This window comes from Companilactobacillus paralimentarius, assembly GCF_963227125.1.
Classification (GTDB): domain Bacteria; phylum Bacillota; class Bacilli; order Lactobacillales; family Lactobacillaceae; genus Companilactobacillus; species Companilactobacillus paralimentarius.
Map to the genome: position 1 here is coordinate 1945692 of NZ_OY724131.1, position 18331 is coordinate 1964022.

Sequence of the window (18331 nt, forward strand, 5' to 3'; positions counted from 1 at the left end):
AATTTTATAATGCTAAGGCAGCCGTCAAAATAGCAGACTTGTAAACATCCTCTTCATTACAACCACGTGATAAGTCAGAAATTGGCTTAGCAAGTCCTTGCAAGACAGGCCCAATAGCTTCAAAGCCACCTAATCTTTGGGCAATCTTATAACCGATATTACCTGATTGTAGATCTGGAAAGACGAAGACATTAGCATGACCAGCAACTTGTGAACCAGGAGCCTTTTGGGCACCAACACTTGGTACAAATGCAGCATCAAATTGTAATTCACCATCAAGAGCCAAATCAGGTGCTAACTTATGAGCAATTTCAGCAGCTTCAGCTACTTTAGTTACATCATCACTTTTGGCACTACCTTTAGTTGAAAAACTAAGCATAGCAACTTTAGGGTCAATGTCAAAGAGTTTAGCACTCTTAGCAGTTTGAACAGCAATTTCAGCCAATTCTTGAGCATTAGGATCAATATTAATTGCACAGTCAGCAAACATGTAACGTTCGTCGCCCTTTTGCATGATAAATGAACCACTAATTCTTGAATTACCAGGAGCTGTTTTGACAATTTGAAGGGCTGGACGAACAGTATCACCAGTTGAGTGAATTGCCCCAGAAACCATACCATCAGCTTTGTCAGTATAAACTAACATTGTTCCAAAATAATTATTATCTAAAAGCATAGTTTCAGCTTGTTCTTTAGTATTCTTACCCTTACGACGTTCAACAAATTTATCAACCAAAGTATCAAAATCAGCATATTTCTTAGGATCAATAATTTCAATTCCAGAGATATCAAATGATTTTTCATTAGCAACTTGTTGAATCTTATCTTGTTCACCAATTAAGATGGGTTTTAAAATATTTTCTTTAAAAAGTCGAGTTGCGGCGCCTAGAATTCTAGGTTCTTCACCTTCTGGGAAAACAATTGTTAAATTCTTTCCATCAATTTTACTTTTAAGGCTTTCAAATAAATCCATTATTATTCCTCCGTCTCATCGGCATTCTCAGGTAATTGCCAATTTATTTCCTCTTCATTATAGTTTAAAAGTGCAGCATTTGCTTTAGAAAATGGTTTTGAACCAAAAAAGCCATATCTAGCAGCAAATGGACTAGGATGTGGAGAAGAGATGATCGTATTCTTTGATTGATCAATCAAAGGAATTTTACTTTTAGCAGCATTTCCCCAAAGAATGAAAACCACTTTTCCACGTTCAGATAGTGCATGAATTGCGTAATCAGTTAATTGCTCCCAGCCTTTTCCCTTGTGTGAGAATGCTTGTCCACGTCTAACAGTCAAAACTGAGTTCAAAAGCAATACACCTTGTTGAGCCCAGGCTTTAAGATAGCCATGTTCAACCGGCGTACAGCCTAAATCATCCTGTAATTCTTTATAGATATTTCTTAGTGAGGGCGGTATTCTTACACCCGGAGCCACTGCAAAACTACAACCAATAGCTTGATTAGGTTCATGATAAGGATCTTGTCCCAAAATCACGACTTTAGTGTCAGCAAATGAGGTCCACTGAAAAGCCTGATAAATATGGTGCATTTCCGGATAAATTGTTTGAGTATTATATTCATTAACAAGAAATTCACGCAATTGTTCATAATACGGTTTGTCAAATTCACCCTGAAGAACACCTTGCCAATCATTTTTTATTAGCGTTTTCAAATTTACACCTACCTGTTTGATATTAATTCCATAAAATATGGTAACATTCACATATAGCATAACGCACTCGGAGGGAACTTTATGATTAAATTAATTGCATCCGATATGGATGGTACATTATTGAACGATAAAATGGCTGTTTCAGATCGTAACATACAAGCCATTAAAGATGCCCAAAAGAATGGCATTGAATTTATAATAGCAACTGGTCGAAGTCTTGATGAGGCTAAGCCCTTTTTGAAAAATCGAGTTCATCCCGGATATATTACTTTAAACGGCGCTGAAGTATATGATGAGAATGAAAAACTTATTTCAAGTAATCCTATTTCTGAAAAATCCAAAACGGAGGTTATTAATTACTTAAAGGAACACAAAATTTACTTCGAAGTAGTTACTAACAAGGGAATTTTCTCAGATAATAAAGACCTGCGTGTTTCTAGTTTAGCGGAATTATTGGTCAAATTAAATCCTAGTACAACTTATGAACAGGCACTTCAAGATACTTTGTCCCGTATCAAGTTAACACCGATGAACTTTGTCGACAGCTACGATAAAATTCTCAGTGATCCTTCCTACAAAGTTATGAAATTACTAGCCTTTAGTGGCAAAGAAACAGAAGTTCTAAACCCCTTAAGAAAAGATATTGAAAAAAATATTGATGACGTCGTTGTGACATCATCTTCACCAAACAACGTGGAAATCAACAGTATTGACGCTCAAAAAGGTATCGCTCTTTTACAATTTGCTAAGGATAAAAATATCTCTCAAGAAGAAACAATGGCCATCGGTGACAATCTCAATGATGAATCAATGATTCGAGATGCAGGTGTTGGTGTTGCCATGAAGAATGCTATCCCCGCTATTGCCAAATTGGCACAGATCCAAACAGACAATAACGTTAATGACGGTGTTGCTCAAATTGTCGAAAAAGTTATTGCAAAGGCAAAGAATCAGAATAAATGATGAATCTTTATATTCGAAAAGCGGACTTAGCGGTTGGTAACATCTTAGTGGTGATCAATCAAAATAAAGAAACTATTTTTATTGCATCACGTGATAAAAAAAATCCTTTCTTGATTAAATTGTATAATCGTTTGAATACGTTGATCGGTGAAATAAAATTAAAAAACAACTTTTTAAAAATTTACTCAATTGAAATTAATGGGGAAGAAAAAGCAACGATCAATGCCATCCCCATGTTAGATCTGAAATACGTCCATCTTAGTAAAATCAATTGGAATGTTACAGGAAATCTAGTTATGTCCGATTATCACGTTACTAAAGAAGGTAAAGAAATTCTTTGCGTACAACCAACCATCTTGGCACAAGGCCATCCTGGATTGGAATTAGATTTTGCTAACATGGACGATGGTCCTGTTGGTACTCTTTTGACTATCTTTTTAAATAAGTACATTAAACTACCAACCCTTACTCCTAATGCGGATCTGGATAATAGTTTACTGAAAAATAAAATTCCTTACTTAAATAATTTCAAGAGTAAGTGTAATTAGAAAATAGTAGTTTGATTAGGGAAACAATTATGGTATATAATCTTTCCAAACAAAAAGCGTTCGTATCAACCGTATTTATAATAAGGTTGATACGAACGCTCTTTTTATTATTAATATATTGCTGAACGGAAGACAGCAGAATTATTGTTACTCTGTTAATATACATTCTAACCAAACTTCAATAAGAAATATTCTTCCTTCAGAACTATTTTGCTAAATCATATTGCATATGATCATATAAGTGACTACCGATATACAATTGACCAACTTTCTTGAAACCTGTCTTTGTATATACATGTTTGGCAGGCTCATTGTTTACATCAACATTTAAACTAAGGATTTTTTCACCACGGTCACGCATAACTTCAATAAAATGTTCCATCGTTTTTGTTCCAATACCTTTGTTTTGATAAGCCGGAGCTACTGCAAATGAATCTAAGTACCATTCACCAGGCCAAGCTTCCTTATCGCCAAACAAGTTCTTTTCTTTAATACCATACTTGTGCATAATCTTGATCAAAGGTTCATCAATGCCGTCCTCTAAACTTTCAGGATAGCCGACCATAATTGCTACTACTTCACCATCAATTTCGTTAACGAGAATGTTATCTAATCCATAACGATAGCCTGGTTGAAAGAATCCCTCTTTGATAACCTGAGCCATCTTTTCATCGCCAACTTCTTTAAATACATCGAGTTCCATCTCATCAAAGATTTGGAAAAGGATTGGCAATATCTGATCCGCATCCTCTGCTTTTGCATTTCTAAACATTTTTCCACCTCAAGTATATATAATACATGAAATTCGAATAATCTCAAATTAGGTGTTAAACGCAAAAAAGCAATGATTCTTATCATTACTTTTTTCGCAAAATTATTACTCGTAGCCCCTTTTCTTAAATTTAATCAAATCAGTGATCAAATAACTCATTGACTTGATTACATTTATTATCATAACCAACTTCTTTTCAGCTTTATATATGCAGTTTTCTGAAAGTGTTCAAAAATTGAACACTTTTTCAAATCTGTTTAAAAGTAATTTGAAAAAATTCCAAATAATGGTTAACTTCCTGAATAATAAATTCAGTCTTCATTTCCAAACCATTATCCAACCAATTAATTATAATAAAACACAAACCACTAACTAGGTAAATATTGTCTGGATTAATCTTAAAGTTATATTTTAAAAGTTGACTGTTAAAAATATTGATCAAAAATTTCCTTCTAATGTTCAATTCAGCCAATCGATAAAAGTTCAGACTAAAAGTTTTATTTTCACTAATATATAGAACAAATTTACCGATAAATTTGTTAAAATCATCACTCTCTTTAATTGCTACGTTTAGGATTTTTTTCTCAAAGGTAGCCATATAAATATCTTCAATACTATCGAAATAATAGTAGATTGTACCTCTAGTAACATTAGATGCTTTAGTCAAGTCAGTTACAGTAAATCTTCTCACTCGATTGACTGATAGCTCCTCAAACATTGTATGGATTAGATGATCAACAGTTCTATTCACAGCATTACCTCTCCTCAATTTTACTTGTATCCTAACAAAAAAGTGACTTTTTTAATATACTTTTTAGTCGATTTTGTGAAGAAAATAATAATAAATAAAATGCTATATTTTATCAAAAATTATATAATCAATTTTCTATTTTTGATGATATTTAAGAATTATAATGATTTTGAAATCGAATTTTTATGAGGGGAAAATGCTGATATGAACAGAAAGAAAATTGCCTTACTAACAAGTTTAACTATTTTTAGTGGTACCAATATTCCATTTAATAATTTAATCAATAACCACTCCAATAATGTAATTAAGGCTGCACAAAGAAAGAAAGTATCAAAAACTGAATCGAAATATCCCGATATTATGAAAAAATTAGATATAACTTCTATGCAACAATACGACAGCAATATTCTCTTTATGAGTATTGCTCTGAAAAATTTTTACGTTAAAGCTTTTCATACCGATGATTCTGGTAAAACTAACATATTATTGGCACCTCTAATCACCAGCAATCAATATTTTGTTACATCCGTTAACCTTGACCACAAAATAAAAAAGAATCAAAGGATAACAATCCAAGGATTCTTAAACGGGAAAACTAAAATTAGTAAGAAACAGAATTTTGACGATAAATATATTAACAAGAGTGCTGTTTCTGTCTTAGTAGATCAAATTAGTTATTGAGAAAATAATCTCTCAAGCCATCTATATCACGTAATTTATCGATTGCATGTTTTTCAATTTGACGAATACGTTCTTTAGTAACTCCTAACTCCTGTCCAATCTCTGATAAAGTTTGCTGACCATGATTATCAAAATCATAACGTTCAATTATAACTTTGGCCTCCCTCTGAGTTAACCGTTGATGCAATTGTTTGTAAAGATCTTCACGCAGAAAATCATTCTCAACAATGGTTTGAATACTTTGTTTCGTATCTGGCAAAGTATCAGCCAACTGACCATTTTCATTATCGGATACAGAATGATCCAAACTCATAGGCTTCGATTTCTCACGGTCAACTTGCGATAAATACCGATATTGTTTTTCATCTACATTGGCTTTTTGACATATCCAAGATATATTTACTCTGCCATATAATTCCATGCTCTGATTCTCAAGTAACTTAATTAACTTGATTGTTGCAGCTTTATGACTTGGTATACGAATAGTCAAATTAATACTATCTTTCTCATCTAAAATTTCTTTTCTAATCCACCAATATGCATAGGTCGAAAACTTATTATCTTTTTTACTATCGTAGCGTTTCACAGCTTTTATCAGGCCAATGTACCCTGCTTGAACCAAATCCTCCTTACTCAATCCAGACCCTAAATAAGAAGAATAACGATTGGCAAAACTATGGACCAAACCACTATTAGTTTCAATTAATTTAGATAATGCATGAGCATCACCATTATTGTATTCTAGAACATACTTTTCATTATGTCTAAAATTGATTTCATCTGGACGTACAACATTTTCATATCGGTAAATCACTTTATTATCAGAACGCTTTAAAATGATTTTAAATCCATAAAAATTATAAATCATTATCTGTTTCTCCATCCGCTTGGTATAACCCTTCCAAGCCCATTTTTTTATATAATTCTTGATTATTTTTTTTCTTTAAATTTTGTAATTTATTCATTTCTGACTGAATTTCATTTATTTCTTGTAAATAATTATGAACAACTTTCTCTTGTTCCTCTAGACTTAGTTGTGGTAATTGATATTCACTTAATGTTTTTATCGGAATTTGTCTAACTGTTGTACCCACTGTAATACTATCTAATTGAGCCCGACCGATAGGACTATCCAAAAACAATTTTAAAAAATCTGGATTATATAATTTGGGATTAACTCTCAATCTGACTAAGTTGCTGTTAATCAAGGTCTTATCTTTAACATTCTTAGCCATCAATAACTTAAATATGCCTCGAACAGTCATTACAATATCTCCATCTTGCAACTCGTAATTATCAACCTTGGTTCTTCCCTCTACATCTCCTCGTGACATCTTGTCATAGTTAATACTTTTAGAATCTATGTCAGAAATTTTCATAATCCAGTACTTACCTTCTGGATTTTCATTCTTAGAAACCATATTATATCCACGATCTATTTTTGAAACATTTTTAAGCGCTATAGTATTACCATTATAAAAATCTATTAAATTAATATAATATTTTTGATTATCAAAATTATAAACCGTCTTTTTTATATATCTTTCAACCATCATATTTTTAGTTGAAACTTGATTATTAGGTAAAATCATTGAATAATTCTTAATTTCTTTAAAACTTTGAATCGTTGTTACGATTTTTTCGATAGATTCATCAGTTAACTTAGTTCCCTTTCCCTCTTGGACTAAGGATTCTTTTGGAACCTTTACAAATAATATTTTATTTTTCTGATCAGGCGATTTATCATGATTAAATATTAAAACACTAGTTGGAACAGCAGTACCTGCTAACAATCCTCCAGGTAAAGAGATAATAGCTTCAAATAAGTCATTTTTTAGAATATTTTGACGAATTTCATTCTCAGATCCACCTCTGAATAAAGTACCCGTGGGAAGTAGTACTATTGCCCGACCAGACAATTCTTTAGATGAATTTATGGCATTCATAATGAATCCCCAATCAGCCTTTTTTAAAGGAACCGTGCCAAAGGAGTATCTGTTATACTTATCATTTTTGTTCAAATCTTTATCAAATTGGGAAACAAATGGTGGTTCTGTAATTACTACATCAAATTTTTTCAAATTCTCATCTTGAATATAATAAGGATTTGATAAAGTGTCACCAATAAAAAGATGATAATCAGTTGAACCATTTATTTCTAATATCATTTCTGTAATAGCGATACACACCGAATTAATATCTTGACCATATATGCGTTGATGAGGATTGTTTTTTACAACGGCCAACAAAGTTCCCCCAATTCCACAAGTAGGGTCCAGAATCTCATCGTTTGCCTTTATATTAGCCAATTTAACTAATAAGTCATTTATATTCCCTGATGACGTCATACCACTGTACATTCGTTTAAACGTCGTATCAAGGTATTGTTGGATAAACATCGCTACACTGGAACCGTCCAGTTCATTAACCAAATCAACTACTTCCTGATATACTTTTGTAGGCAAATCTTTTATTATTTTCGCGACTATCGGAAGAACTATTTTAAGAATTTCATTCTTTGTTTCTAATATTCTAAACATAGTCCTGCCAAAATTATCCTTCGGCTGATTTTCTATTCCTTTTGCATTTAAATAAGCCACTGAAACAATCAACACACACTTCTCTAAGCCAGATATACTAGAATCTATCTGTGCAGTAGCTCTAACTAATTCGCGATATATCTTTTCCCTTTTTGTCTTCATTGTCCTTAATTTATCCATTCTATAAAAAGAGTATTTTTAATACTCTTTTATTTTGTTTAAAGTAATAAGCAAAAACACTGCTTTCATATATTCATTAAAACATCTTATTTAGCTATTTGCAATGCTTTTACTTAGTATTGTTAATACTTATTTTTCTATTATACAAAAAAACTCTAATCATCTTTAATTCGATGATTAGAGTTAACTGATATTAATCGCTTAATACCGGTGATCGGGGTCGAACCGATACTCCCTACTGGGAACAGGATTTTGAATCCTGCGCGTCTGCCAATTCCGCCACACCGGCATGTTATAACATGCCTGATTATTTAAGCATAACCAAAGGCGGTAACCGGATTTGAACCGGTGATGAAGGTTTTGCAGACCTCTGCCTTACCACTTGGCTATACCGCCATATTCAATTTCCAAAGCAATTGGGTTAGCTGGATTCGAACCAGCGCATGATGGAGTCAAAGTCCATTGCCTTACCGCTTGGCTATAACCCAATAAAAATAGGCGGTATGTGAGAATCGAACTCACGTGTGTCGGTACCACAAACCGATGTGTTAACCACTTCACCAATACCGCCATGATCAAAAGGTAGAAACAGGGATAGTAGGAATTGAACCCACACCGACGGTTTTGGAGACCGTAGTTCTACCTTTAAACTATATCCCTAATATGGAGGGGAGTGGATTCGAACCACCGAACCCGAAGGAGCGGATTTACAGTCCGCCGCGTTTAGCCAGACTTCGCTACCCCTCCAAAATGGCGCGGGACGGAATCGAACCGCCGACACATGCAGCTTCAATGCATTGCTCTACCAACTGAGCTACCGAGCCATTAAACGGTCCGTGCGAGAATCGAACTCGCGATCTCCTGCGTGACAGGCAGGCGTCCTAACCAACTAGACCAACGAACCAAGAATTAATTATTTGGAGCAAATTGCGGGAGCAGGATTTGAACCTACGACCTTCGGGTTATGAGCCCGACGAGCTACCAGACTGCTCCATCCCGCGATAATAAAAAATGAATCATATGCTACCCACTAAGGAGGATGTGGGATTCGAACCCACGCGCCGCTTTCGCGACCTGACGGTTTTCAAGACCGTTCCCTTAAGCCGGACTTGGGTAATCCTCCATTGCTTAAAACATAAAACTATTAAACTAATGATGCTTACGCATCAATGACCCGTACGAGATTTGAACTCATGTTACCGCCGTGAAAGGGCGGTGTCTTAACCACTTGACCAACGGGTCATATAAAAACGGAGAAGGAGGGATTTGAACCCTCGCGCCGCGTTAGCGACCTACACCCTTAGCAGGGGCGCCTCTTCAGCCACTTGAGTACTTCTCCAGATATAGTGGGCCTAAATGGACTTGAACCATCGACCTCACGCTTATCAGGCGTGCGCTCTAAACCAGCTGAGCTATAGGCCCAAAACAGTGGCAAAGCGGGTGACGAGAATCGAACTCGCGACAACAGCTTGGAAGGCTGTGGTTTTACCACTAAACTACACCCGCATATTACCTACGACACTTTAACTATTAATAGATTATATCTATTAACGGTCCGTGCGAGAATCGAACTCGCGATCTCCTGCGTGACAGGCAGGCGTCCTAACCAACTAGACCAACGAACCAAGAATTAATTATTTGAAACAAATTGCGGGAGCAGGATTTGAACCTACGACCTTCGGGTTATGAGCCCGACGAGCTACCAGACTGCTCCATCCCGCGATAACAATAACAGCATTAAAGGGGTCCTTAAAGATGGACCCTGTAGGACTCGAACCTACGACCGAGCGGTTATGAGCCGCCTGCTCTAACCAACTGAGCTAAAGGTCCGGAAAAATAGCGGCGAAGGGGATCGAACCCCCGACCTCCCGGGTATGAACCGGACGCTCTAGCCAGCTGAGCTACACCGCCATAAAACTTAATGCCGTACAGAAAACAACTTTCGTTGTAATCGGGAAGACAGGATTCGAACCTGCGACCCCCTGGTCCCAAACCAGGTGCTCTACCAAGCTGAGCCACTTCCCGAGAAAAACAAATGCACCTAGTAGGAGTCGAACCTACAACCTTCTGATTCGTAGTCAGACACTCTATCCAATTGCGCTATAGGTGCATATTCATTATAGTGCCGAGGACCGGAATCGAACCGGTACGGTAATCACTTACCGCAGGATTTTAAGTCCTGTGCGTCTGCCAGTTCCGCCACCCCGGCGTTACTATAATGAAAGCGGAAGACGGGATTCGAACCCGCGACCCCCACCATGGCAAGGTGATGTTCTACCACTGAACTACTTCCGCATTATGCCGACTAGAGGATTCGAACCTCCGACCCCCTGTTTACAAGACAGATGCTCTGCCAGCTGAGCTAAGTCGGCATAAAACGTTACTTTCATATAATACTAAATGTTTCCCAATATTGCAACAACAATATTGAATACGGGTGAAAGGACTTGAACCTTCATGTCCACTGGACACTAGAACCTAAATCTAGCGCGTCTGCCAATTCCGCCACACCCGCATGGTGTGTATATATGTTGCAAATGAGCCGTGACAGGTTCGAACTGTCGACCCTCTGATTAAAAGTCAGATGCTCTACCAACTGAGCTAACGGCTCATGATGAATGGAGGATACAGGGATCGAACCTGTGACCTCCTGCTTGTAAGGCAGATGCTCTCCCAGCTGAGCTAATCCTCCATCATGAAACAGCGTAGCAACTATCTATCCTCGCGGGTAGTTTCCCACCAACTACTTTCGACGTGGAGAAGCTTAACTTCTGTGTTCGGCATGGGAACAGGTGTATCCTTCTCGCTATCGTCACTACACTATTTGGTAACTCGTACCTTCAAAACTAGATATTAAGATTATGAATTAAAATTGAAACACTTCAAACTGCTGTAAACTCTTACTCGGTTAAGTCCTCGATCTATTAGTACTGCTCAGCTCCATGTATCGCTACACTTCCACCCGCAGCCTATCTACGTCATATTCTCTAACGGATCTTACTTCCATAAAGGAATGGGAAATCTCATCTCGAGGGGGGCTTCACACTTAGATGCTTTCAGCGTTTATCCCGTCCATACGTAGCTACCCAGCGATGCGCCTGGCGGCACAACTGGTACACCAGAGGTATGTCCATCCCGGTCCTCTCGTACTAAGGACAGCTCCTCTCAAATTTCCTACGCCCGCGACGGATAGGGACCGAACTGTCTCACGACGTTCTGAACCCAGCTCGCGTACCGCTTTAATGGGCGAACAGCCCAACCCTTGGGACCGACTACAGCCCCAGGATGCGATGAGCCGACATCGAGGTGCCAAACCTCCCCGTCGATGTGAACTCTTGGGGGAGATAAGCCTGTTATCCCCAGGGTAGCTTTTATCCGTTGAGCGATGGCCCTTCCATATGGTACCACCGGATCACTAAGTCCGACTTTCGTCCCTGCTCGACTTGTCAGTCTCGCAGTCAAGCTCGCTTATGCCTTTACATTCTACGAATGATTTCCAACCATTCTGAGCGAACCTTTGAGCGCCTCCGTTACATTTTAGGAGGCGACCGCCCCAGTCAAACTGCCCACCAGACACTGTCCCTCACCACGCTAAGTGATGTAGGTTAGAGTTTTCATATAACAAGGGTAGTATCCCACCAATGCCTCCCTCGAAACTAGCGTTCCGAGATCAACGGCTCCTACCTATCCTGTACATGTCACACAAAAACTCAATATCAAGCTACAGTAAAGCTCCATGGGGTCTTTCCGTCCTGTCGCGGGTAACCCGCATCTTCACGGGTATTATAATTTCACCGAGTCTCTCGTTGAGACAGTGCCCAAATCATTACGCCTTTCGTGCGGGTCGGAACTTACCCGACAAGGAATTTCGCTACCTTAGGACCGTTATAGTTACGGCCGCCGTTTACTGGGGCTTCAATTCTCAGCTTCGCAAAAGCTAACTGATCCTCTTAACCTTCCAGCACCGGGCAGGCGTCAGCCCATATACGTCATCTTACGATTTAGCATAGACCTGTGTTTTTGATAAACAGTTGTTTGGGCCTATTCACTGCGGCTGGCTGTTACACCAGCACCCCTTCTCCCGAAGTTACGGGGTCATTTTGCCGAGTTCCTTAACGAGAGTTCACTCGCTGACCTTAGGATACTCTCCTCGACTACCTGTGTCGGTTTGCGGTACGGGTAGTTTATTTCTAACTAGGAACTTTTCTTGGCAGTGTGAGTTATTGTGCTTCGTTACTAAAATTTCACTCCCCATCACAGCTTGTCCTTAGAGATATAAGCATTTGACTCATATCAAGACTTACTGCTTGGACACGCATATCCATCAGCGTGCACACATCATCCTCCTGCGTCCTTCCATCGTTCAAACAAAATAAACTAGTACAGGAATATCAACCTGTTATCCATCGATTACGCCTTTCGGCCTCATCTTAGGCCCCGACTAACCCTGGGAGGACGAGCCTTCCCCAGGAAACCTTAGTCTTACGGCCGACCAGATTCTCACTGGTCTTTCGTTACTCATACCGGCATTCTCACTTCTAATCACTCCACCACTCCTCACGGTATGGCTTCAATGCAATTACAACGCTCTCCTACCACGTGTCTTACGACACATCCACAGTTTCGGTATCATGCTTAGCCCCGGTACATTTTCGGCGCAGAATCACTCGACTAGTGAGCTATTACGCACTCTTTGAATGAATGGCTGCTTCTAAGCCAACATCCTAGTTGTCTATGCGTTTCCACATCCTTTTCCACTTAGCATGAATTTTGGGACCTTAACTGGTGATCTGGGCTGTTTCCCTTTCGACGGTGGATCTTATCACTCATCGTCTGACTCCCGAGTAAAGATCAATGGTATTCGGAGTTTATCTGAATTCAGTAACCCAAGACGGGCCCCTAGTCCAAACAGTGCTCTACCTCCACGATCCTAAACCTCGAGGCTAACCCTAAAGCTATTTCGGAGAGAACCAGCTATCTCCAAGTTCGTTTGGAATTTCACCGCTATCCACATCTCATCTCAGCATTTTTCAACATACACGAGTTCGGTCCTCCAATGCGTTTTACCGCATCTTCAACCTGGACATGGATAGGTCACTTGGTTTCGGGTCTACATCAACATACTTAGTCGCCCTATTCAGACTCGCTTTCGCTACGGCTCCGACTTTTCATCTTAACCTTGCATGTTAACGTAACTCGCCGGTTCATTCTACAAAAGGCACGCCATCATCCATAAACGGACTCTGACTACTTGTAGGCACACGGTTTCAGGATCTATTTCACTCCCCTTCCGGGGTACTTTTCACCTTTCCCTCACGGTACTGGTTCACTATCGGTCACTAGGGAGTATTTAGCCTTGGGAGATGGTCCTCCCGGATTCCGACGGAGTTTCTCGTGTTCCGCCGTACTCAGGATACTGAATGGAGTGGATCAGATTTCGTTTACGAGGCTTTCACTCTCTTTGGCCAAGTTTTCCAACTTGTTCGACTATCATAACCTTTTGTTCTCACAACATCAGTCCTACAACCCTAAAGAGCAAGCTCTTTAGTTTGGGCTATTCCCGTTTCGCTCGCCGCTACTCAGGGAATCGAATTTTCTTTCTCTTCCTGCAACTACTTAGATGTTTCAGTTCATTGCGTGTTCCTCTTGACTGCTATGTATTCACAGGCAAGTAAATATCCATTACGATATTTGGGTTCCCCCATTCGGAAATCCCCGGATCAAAGCTTACTTACAGCTCCCCGAGGCGTATCGTCGTTAGTTACGTCCTTCATCGGCTCCTAGTGCCTAGGCATCCACCGTGCGCCCTTTATAACTTAACCTAAATTAAATTACAAAAAGTAATTTAAAACAATTTGCCATGACTTTCGTCACAGCTGGCAATCAAAAAGATTGCCGCGCAGTTTTCGGTGTTTCTTTAATTCATTAATTCTTAATATCCAGTTTTCAAGGTACGAGTTTGAGGGTAGACCCCTCAAAACTAAACAAAGTTTTAACAATTGTGTATTTCCGTTGGTACCAAAGTACCATATCCTTAGAAAGGAGGTGATCCAGCCGCAGGTTCTCCTACGGCTACCTTGTTACGACTTCACCCTAATCATTTGTCCCACCTTAGGCGGCTAGTTCCCCGAAGGGTTACCCCACCGACTTTGGGTGTTACAAACTCTCATGGTGTGACGGGCGGTGTGTACAAGGCCCGGGAACGTATTCACCGCGGCATGCTGATCCGCGATTACTAGCGATTCCAGCTTCATGTAGGCGAGTTGCAGCCTACAATCCGAACTGAGATCGGTTTTAAGTGATTTGCTTGCCCTCGCGAGTTCGCAGCACGTTGTACCGACCATTGTAGCACGTGTGTAGCCCAGGTCATAAGGGGCATGATGATTTGACGTCGTCCCCACCTTCCTCCGGTTTATCACCGGCAGTCTCACCAGAGTGCCCAACTGAATGCTGGCAACTGATAATAAGGGTTGCGCTCGTTGCGGGACTTAACCCAACATCTCACGACACGAGCTGACGACAACCATGCACCACCTGTATCCATGTCCCCGAAGGGAAAGACTTATCTCTAAGCTTTTCATGGTATGTCAAGACCTGGTAAGGTTCTTCGCGTTGCTTCGAATTAAACCACATGCTCCACCGCTTGTGCGGGCCCCCGTCAATTCCTTTGAGTTTCAATCTTGCGATCGTACTCCCCAGGCGGAGTGCTTAATGCGTTAGCTGCAGCACTGAAGGGCGGAAACCCTCCAACACTTAGCACTCATCGTTTACGGCATGGACTACCAGGGTATCTAATCCTGTTTGCTACCCATGCTTTCGAATCTCAGCGTCAGTTACAGACCAGAAAGCCGCCTTCGCCACTGGTGTTCTTCCATATATCTACGCATTCCACCGCTACACATGGAGTTCCACTTTCCTCTTCTGCACTCAAGTTTACCAGTTTTCGAAGCACTTCCTCGGTTGAGCCGAGGGCTTTCACTTCAAACTTAATAAACCGCCTACATTCTCTTTACGCCCAATAAATCCGGACAACGCTTGCCACCTACGTATTACCGCGGCTGCTGGCACGTAGTTAGCCGTGGCTTTCTGGTTGAATACCGTCAGTACGTGAACAGTTACTCTCACATATGTTCTTCTTCAACAACAGAGTTTTACGATCCGAAAACCTTCTTCACTCACGCGGCATTGCTCCATCAGACTTTCGTCCATTGTGGAAGATTCCCTACTGCTGCCTCCCGTAGGAGTTTGGGCCGTGTCTCAGTCCCAATGTGGCCGATTACCCTCTCAGGTCGGCTACGTATCATCGCCTTGGTGAGCTATTACCTCACCAACTAGCTAATACGCCGCGGGTCCATCCAGAAGAGATAGCAAAACCATCTTTTAAACAAAGATCATGTGATCTAAGTTGTTATGCGGTATTAGCACTTGTTTCCAAATGTTATCCCCCACTTCTGGGCAGGTTACCCACGTGTTACTCACCCGTCCGCCACTCACCAAGGTCTGAATCATGAAGCAAGCTTCAATCATCAGGATGGTTCGTTCGACTTGCATGTATTAGGCATGCCGCCAGCGTTCGTCCTGAGCCAGGATCAAACTCTCATATTAAAAGTTTGTGACTCATAAATAAAAATACTAGCGAATTGACTTCGTTGTAAATCCAACAAATAAATGTTGGCCTACACAATTTTAGTGTTAAAACTTTGTTCAGTTTTCAAAGGTCTACCAGCTGATTAAGCGCTTACGCTCATCAGCGACTTAATTATTTTATCAAAGAGACAATAACTTGTCAAGAACTTTTTAAAATAATTTTTTCTAACTAATTATCAACGAATTGATAAACAGTTAGGAGTCATCTAACAGACAACTTAATTATCATATCGAAGTAACAAGAACATGTCAAGGACTTCTTTAAAATAATTTGGAATCAACGGAGAAGCAATTAAGCTTGAAAGCGTTGATGCCATTGCTCTGTCGCAACAACAAGATATATATTACCAATCGAATAAGAGAGTTGCAACCCTTTTTTACAAAAAAGTTGTATTTTTTCGTTTTTTTTCTGAAATCAGCGCCATTGCACTGTTTACCCAGCCATTTTTCTCCTTAGCAATGGTTTTATATCCAATCTTATCACGATAATCCGTCCAAAAATGCTTATGTAAAATGGGGCGTCCTACCTTTTCAGGATTCAAAGCTCTTGTAGATAAACTGATTTTTTGATTATATTCATCAATCCCCATTACTACTACTTGAACTTCATCGCCTATTTTATATCTTTCTTCTATATTAGAAACAAATCCATGTTTTAATTCTGAAATGTGAATTAGCCCTTGATGCGTGCTATCCAATTTAACGAACACACCGTAAGATTGAATTCCTGAAATGGTTCCAGTAAGTTTATCTCCTATTCTCATTAATTTTCCACCTTTTTAGATTCTAAATATGTAACAATGTATCTATAGATTATATAACAGAAAATGGTGACTAAGATTATGAATGATAAAATTTATGACATTTCAATCATTGGTGGTGGCCCTGCAGGTATGTTTGCTGCCTATTTTGCACGATTACGTAATTTGAACGTATCTCTAATTGAAAGCTTACCTAAATTAGGTGGTCAACCTGAAACATTATATGCGCAAAAGCATATTTATGATGTGGCAGCCTTACCTAAGATATCAGGTACTGATCTCATTAAACAACTAACTACTCAGCTCAACACTTTGGATTGTGATAAGTATCTAAGTACTTCTGTTTCTTCTATAGATAGAAATGAAGACGATACTTGGACTATTAAGACGAATAAGGGAGAGATTACTTCAAAAGCAATCATCATTGCTATTGGTAATGGTGCTTTCGAACCACGTAAACTAACGTTTGAATATGATCAATCACTTGAAACAAACAATTTAAGTTACTTTGTTAATGACATTGAAGATTATATAGGAAAAGATGTCTTAGTCGCTGGTGGCGGCGACTCTGCTGTTGACTGGGCGATTGATCTTAGTAAGATTGCTAAGCATACATCCCTTATTCATAGAAGAAACAAATATCGTGCAATGGAATCAAGTGTTGAAAAGTTAAATACTTCTGCAGTTGAACAATTGAATCCTTTTATCATTAAAGAGGTTAACTACAATCCTGACAATCATCAAAAAATTGACGTAACTCTTAAAATGGTTAAATCAGATGAAATTAAAACTGTCACTGCTGATAAGCTCCTCGTTAACTATGGTTTTGTGTCTGATTCACGTGTCCTTCGTGATTGGAATATTGATCTACAGGGACCCTTTGTCAAAGTATCGCAAGAAATGGAAACTAATCTCCCCAATGTTTTTGCAATTGGCGATATTGTAACTTACCCAGGTAAACTACAATTGATCACAACAGCCTTTGCCGAAGGTCCTATTGCAGTAACCAAGGCTCTTCGTAATCTGTACCCTGATAGAAACTACTTTGAGCACAGTACTTCTATTTTTGAAAAATAACATTAAATTTAGAAAATATTAAAGCTAATTTTAAGTTATGCTAGTATAATGAAAACTAATTTGAATTCTGGAGTTGATTGATTGAGTTACGTAATGAGTCTGGTCGATTTCATTTTGCATATTGATAGTCATATGGTCAATATTGTAAATAATTTCGGCCTTTGGACATATTTAATCATGTTCCTTATCATTTTCATTGAAACCGGTGTGGTTATTTTACCTTTCCTTCCTGGTGATTCCCTGATTTTTGCAGCAATGGCTTTAGCAGCTAATCCAAAGTATGGATTATCAACTTGGTTGTTATTCATCATTTTCTTAGCTGCCGCGGTCTTGGGAGATTCGATGAACTATGAGATTGGTGAACATTTTGGACAGTTTGCGACGGAGAATAAATACCTTAGTAAGCTGATTAATAAAGAGCATCTGCATGATGCACATATCTTCTTTCAAAAACATGGTGGTAAAACCATTGCGATTGGAAGATTCATTCCACTAATTAGAACTTTTGTTCCTTTCGTTGCTGGGAGTGGAACCATGCACTATCGAACTTTCCTGAAGTTTAATTTTATTGGTGCCTTCTTGTGGGTCTTGGTTTGTTCTATTGCTGGACATCTATTCGGTAATATTCCCGCAGTTCAAGAACACTTCTCAATGATCATCCTTGGTATTATCTTGGTATCATTGATTCCTGTATTGATCACCGCACTTAAAAATCGCAGAAAAAAAAGAGCTTAAGACAAAAC

The 18331-nt window shown here is 39.1% G+C and carries 12 protein-coding genes, 26 tRNA genes and 3 rRNA genes; 5 read left to right on the forward strand and 36 right to left on the reverse strand.

Features of this window, described 5'->3' with window-relative positions:
- Positions 1-4 precede the first annotated feature (4 nt).
- Together pta and ACI6PB_RS09430 are read right to left on the reverse strand one after the other, a co-directional pair.
- Positions 5-973 (reverse strand): phosphate acetyltransferase, encoded by a 969-nt coding sequence (gene pta / locus ACI6PB_RS09425; protein ID WP_404278063.1) that lies wholly within the window; start codon positions 971-973, stop codon positions 5-7.
- A 2-nt stretch (positions 974-975) separates the two neighbouring features.
- Positions 976-1668: a uracil-DNA glycosylase gene (locus ACI6PB_RS09430; protein WP_025086112.1), complete on the reverse strand. Its 693-nt coding sequence runs from the start codon at positions 1666-1668 to the stop codon at positions 976-978.
- A gap of 81 nt (positions 1669-1749) precedes the next feature.
- Here ACI6PB_RS09430 and ACI6PB_RS09435 point away from each other — a divergent pair, with 81 nt between their 5' ends.
- Both ACI6PB_RS09435 and ACI6PB_RS09440 read left to right on the forward strand, forming a co-directional pair.
- Positions 1750-2631, forward strand: coding sequence for a Cof-type HAD-IIB family hydrolase (locus ACI6PB_RS09435; protein WP_025086111.1), 882 nt, complete (start codon positions 1750-1752; stop codon positions 2629-2631).
- A complete protein-coding gene (locus ACI6PB_RS09440; RefSeq protein ID WP_234031724.1) occupies positions 2628-3179 on the forward strand; it encodes a hypothetical protein in 552 nt (183 codons plus the stop codon). Before ACI6PB_RS09435 ends, ACI6PB_RS09440 begins: the two co-directional genes overlap by 4 nt.
- A gap of 205 nt (positions 3180-3384) precedes the next feature.
- Here ACI6PB_RS09440 and ACI6PB_RS09445 read toward each other — a convergent pair whose 3' ends face one another.
- The gene (locus ACI6PB_RS09445) at positions 3385-3951 is read right to left on the reverse strand and encodes a GNAT family N-acetyltransferase (protein ID WP_309510756.1); all 567 of its coding nucleotides are present in this window, start codon (positions 3949-3951) and stop codon (positions 3385-3387) included.
- Positions 3952-4198: 247 nt separating this feature from the next.
- Positions 4199-4702 (reverse strand): TetR/AcrR family transcriptional regulator, encoded by a 504-nt coding sequence (locus ACI6PB_RS09450; protein WP_025086109.1) that lies wholly within the window; start codon positions 4700-4702, stop codon positions 4199-4201.
- 204 nt (positions 4703-4906) lie between these two features.
- On the opposite strand from ACI6PB_RS09450, the gene ACI6PB_RS09455 reads away from it, so the two are divergent.
- The gene (locus ACI6PB_RS09455) at positions 4907-5383 is read left to right on the forward strand and encodes a hypothetical protein (RefSeq protein WP_025086108.1); all 477 of its coding nucleotides are present in this window, start codon (positions 4907-4909) and stop codon (positions 5381-5383) included.
- Here the strand turns inward: ACI6PB_RS09455 and ACI6PB_RS09460 are convergent.
- From ACI6PB_RS09460 to ACI6PB_RS09615, 32 genes are all read right to left on the reverse strand, one after another.
- Positions 5373-6251, reverse strand: a complete 879-nt coding sequence (locus tag ACI6PB_RS09460; protein ID WP_227005347.1) for an RNA polymerase sigma factor RpoD/SigA — start codon at positions 6249-6251, stop codon at positions 5373-5375. The genes ACI6PB_RS09455 and ACI6PB_RS09460 overlap by 11 nt on opposite strands.
- Entirely contained in the window at positions 6241-8085 is a 1845-nt protein-coding gene (locus ACI6PB_RS09465) for an N-6 DNA methylase (protein ID WP_404327358.1), read from the reverse strand. The genes ACI6PB_RS09460 and ACI6PB_RS09465 overlap by 11 nt, the downstream gene beginning before the upstream one ends.
- A 223-nt stretch (positions 8086-8308) precedes the next feature.
- Positions 8309-8392: transfer RNA gene (locus ACI6PB_RS09470), tRNA-Leu, on the reverse strand.
- A 36-nt stretch (positions 8393-8428) separates the two neighbouring features.
- Positions 8429-8499 (reverse strand) — tRNA-Cys (locus ACI6PB_RS09475).
- A gap of 20 nt (positions 8500-8519) precedes the next feature.
- Positions 8520-8591: transfer RNA gene (locus tag ACI6PB_RS09480), tRNA-Gln, on the reverse strand.
- A gap of 9 nt (positions 8592-8600) precedes the next feature.
- Positions 8601-8673: transfer RNA gene (locus ACI6PB_RS09485), tRNA-His, on the reverse strand.
- Between the two features lie 19 nt (positions 8674-8692).
- Positions 8693-8763: transfer RNA gene (locus ACI6PB_RS09490), tRNA-Trp, on the reverse strand.
- Positions 8764-8767: 4 nt separating this feature from the next.
- Positions 8768-8850: transfer RNA gene (locus tag ACI6PB_RS09495), tRNA-Tyr, on the reverse strand.
- Between the two features lie 4 nt (positions 8851-8854).
- A tRNA-Phe gene (locus ACI6PB_RS09500) sits at positions 8855-8927 on the reverse strand.
- 6 nt (positions 8928-8933) lie between these two features.
- Positions 8934-9007 (reverse strand) — tRNA-Asp (locus tag ACI6PB_RS09505).
- 23 nt (positions 9008-9030) lie between these two features.
- Positions 9031-9104 (reverse strand) — tRNA-Met (locus tag ACI6PB_RS09510).
- 32 nt (positions 9105-9136) lie between these two features.
- A tRNA-Ser gene (locus tag ACI6PB_RS09515) sits at positions 9137-9226 on the reverse strand.
- Between the two features lie 47 nt (positions 9227-9273).
- Positions 9274-9345 (reverse strand) — tRNA-Glu (locus ACI6PB_RS09520).
- 9 nt (positions 9346-9354) lie between these two features.
- Positions 9355-9442: transfer RNA gene (locus tag ACI6PB_RS09525), tRNA-Ser, on the reverse strand.
- Positions 9443-9450: 8 nt separating this feature from the next.
- A tRNA-Ile gene (locus ACI6PB_RS09530) sits at positions 9451-9525 on the reverse strand.
- Positions 9526-9538: 13 nt separating this feature from the next.
- Positions 9539-9609: transfer RNA gene (locus tag ACI6PB_RS09535), tRNA-Gly, on the reverse strand.
- A 45-nt stretch (positions 9610-9654) separates the two neighbouring features.
- A tRNA-Asp gene (locus tag ACI6PB_RS09540) sits at positions 9655-9728 on the reverse strand.
- A gap of 23 nt (positions 9729-9751) precedes the next feature.
- Positions 9752-9825 (reverse strand) — tRNA-Met (locus ACI6PB_RS09545).
- A gap of 34 nt (positions 9826-9859) precedes the next feature.
- Positions 9860-9933 (reverse strand) — tRNA-Ile (locus ACI6PB_RS09550).
- 7 nt (positions 9934-9940) lie between these two features.
- Positions 9941-10014, reverse strand: a tRNA-Met gene (locus tag ACI6PB_RS09555).
- Between the two features lie 40 nt (positions 10015-10054).
- Positions 10055-10128: transfer RNA gene (locus ACI6PB_RS09560), tRNA-Pro, on the reverse strand.
- 11 nt (positions 10129-10139) lie between these two features.
- Positions 10140-10213: transfer RNA gene (locus ACI6PB_RS09565), tRNA-Arg, on the reverse strand.
- A 13-nt stretch (positions 10214-10226) separates the two neighbouring features.
- Positions 10227-10312: transfer RNA gene (locus ACI6PB_RS09570), tRNA-Leu, on the reverse strand.
- Between the two features lie 14 nt (positions 10313-10326).
- Positions 10327-10398: transfer RNA gene (locus ACI6PB_RS09575), tRNA-Gly, on the reverse strand.
- A 4-nt stretch (positions 10399-10402) separates the two neighbouring features.
- A tRNA-Thr gene (locus ACI6PB_RS09580) sits at positions 10403-10475 on the reverse strand.
- 60 nt (positions 10476-10535) lie between these two features.
- A tRNA-Leu gene (locus ACI6PB_RS09585) sits at positions 10536-10618 on the reverse strand.
- A 23-nt stretch (positions 10619-10641) separates the two neighbouring features.
- Positions 10642-10714 (reverse strand) — tRNA-Lys (locus ACI6PB_RS09590).
- Positions 10715-10722: 8 nt separating this feature from the next.
- Positions 10723-10795, reverse strand: a tRNA-Val gene (locus ACI6PB_RS09595).
- An 11-nt stretch (positions 10796-10806) separates the two neighbouring features.
- A 5S ribosomal RNA gene (rrf, locus tag ACI6PB_RS09600) occupies positions 10807-10923 on the reverse strand.
- An 84-nt stretch (positions 10924-11007) separates the two neighbouring features.
- A 23S ribosomal RNA gene (locus ACI6PB_RS09605) occupies positions 11008-13925 on the reverse strand.
- A gap of 216 nt (positions 13926-14141) precedes the next feature.
- Positions 14142-15708, reverse strand: a 16S ribosomal RNA gene (locus ACI6PB_RS09610).
- Together the 16S, 23S and 5S rRNA genes with 26 tRNA genes alongside form the textbook arrangement of a ribosomal RNA operon.
- A gap of 419 nt (positions 15709-16127) precedes the next feature.
- Positions 16128-16514, reverse strand: coding sequence for a CvfD/Ygs/GSP13 family RNA-binding post-transcriptional regulator (locus ACI6PB_RS09615; RefSeq protein WP_056955739.1), 387 nt, complete (start codon positions 16512-16514; stop codon positions 16128-16130).
- Between the two features lie 78 nt (positions 16515-16592).
- Here ACI6PB_RS09615 and ACI6PB_RS09620 point away from each other — a divergent pair, with 78 nt between their 5' ends.
- Entirely contained in the window at positions 16593-17588 is a 996-nt protein-coding gene (locus ACI6PB_RS09620) for an NAD(P)/FAD-dependent oxidoreductase (protein ID WP_309510752.1), read from the forward strand.
- Positions 17589-17681: 93 nt separating this feature from the next.
- Positions 17682-18323 (forward strand): DedA family protein, encoded by a 642-nt coding sequence (locus ACI6PB_RS09625; protein ID WP_025084663.1) that lies wholly within the window; start codon positions 17682-17684, stop codon positions 18321-18323.
- Positions 18324-18331: the final 8 nt, after the last annotated feature.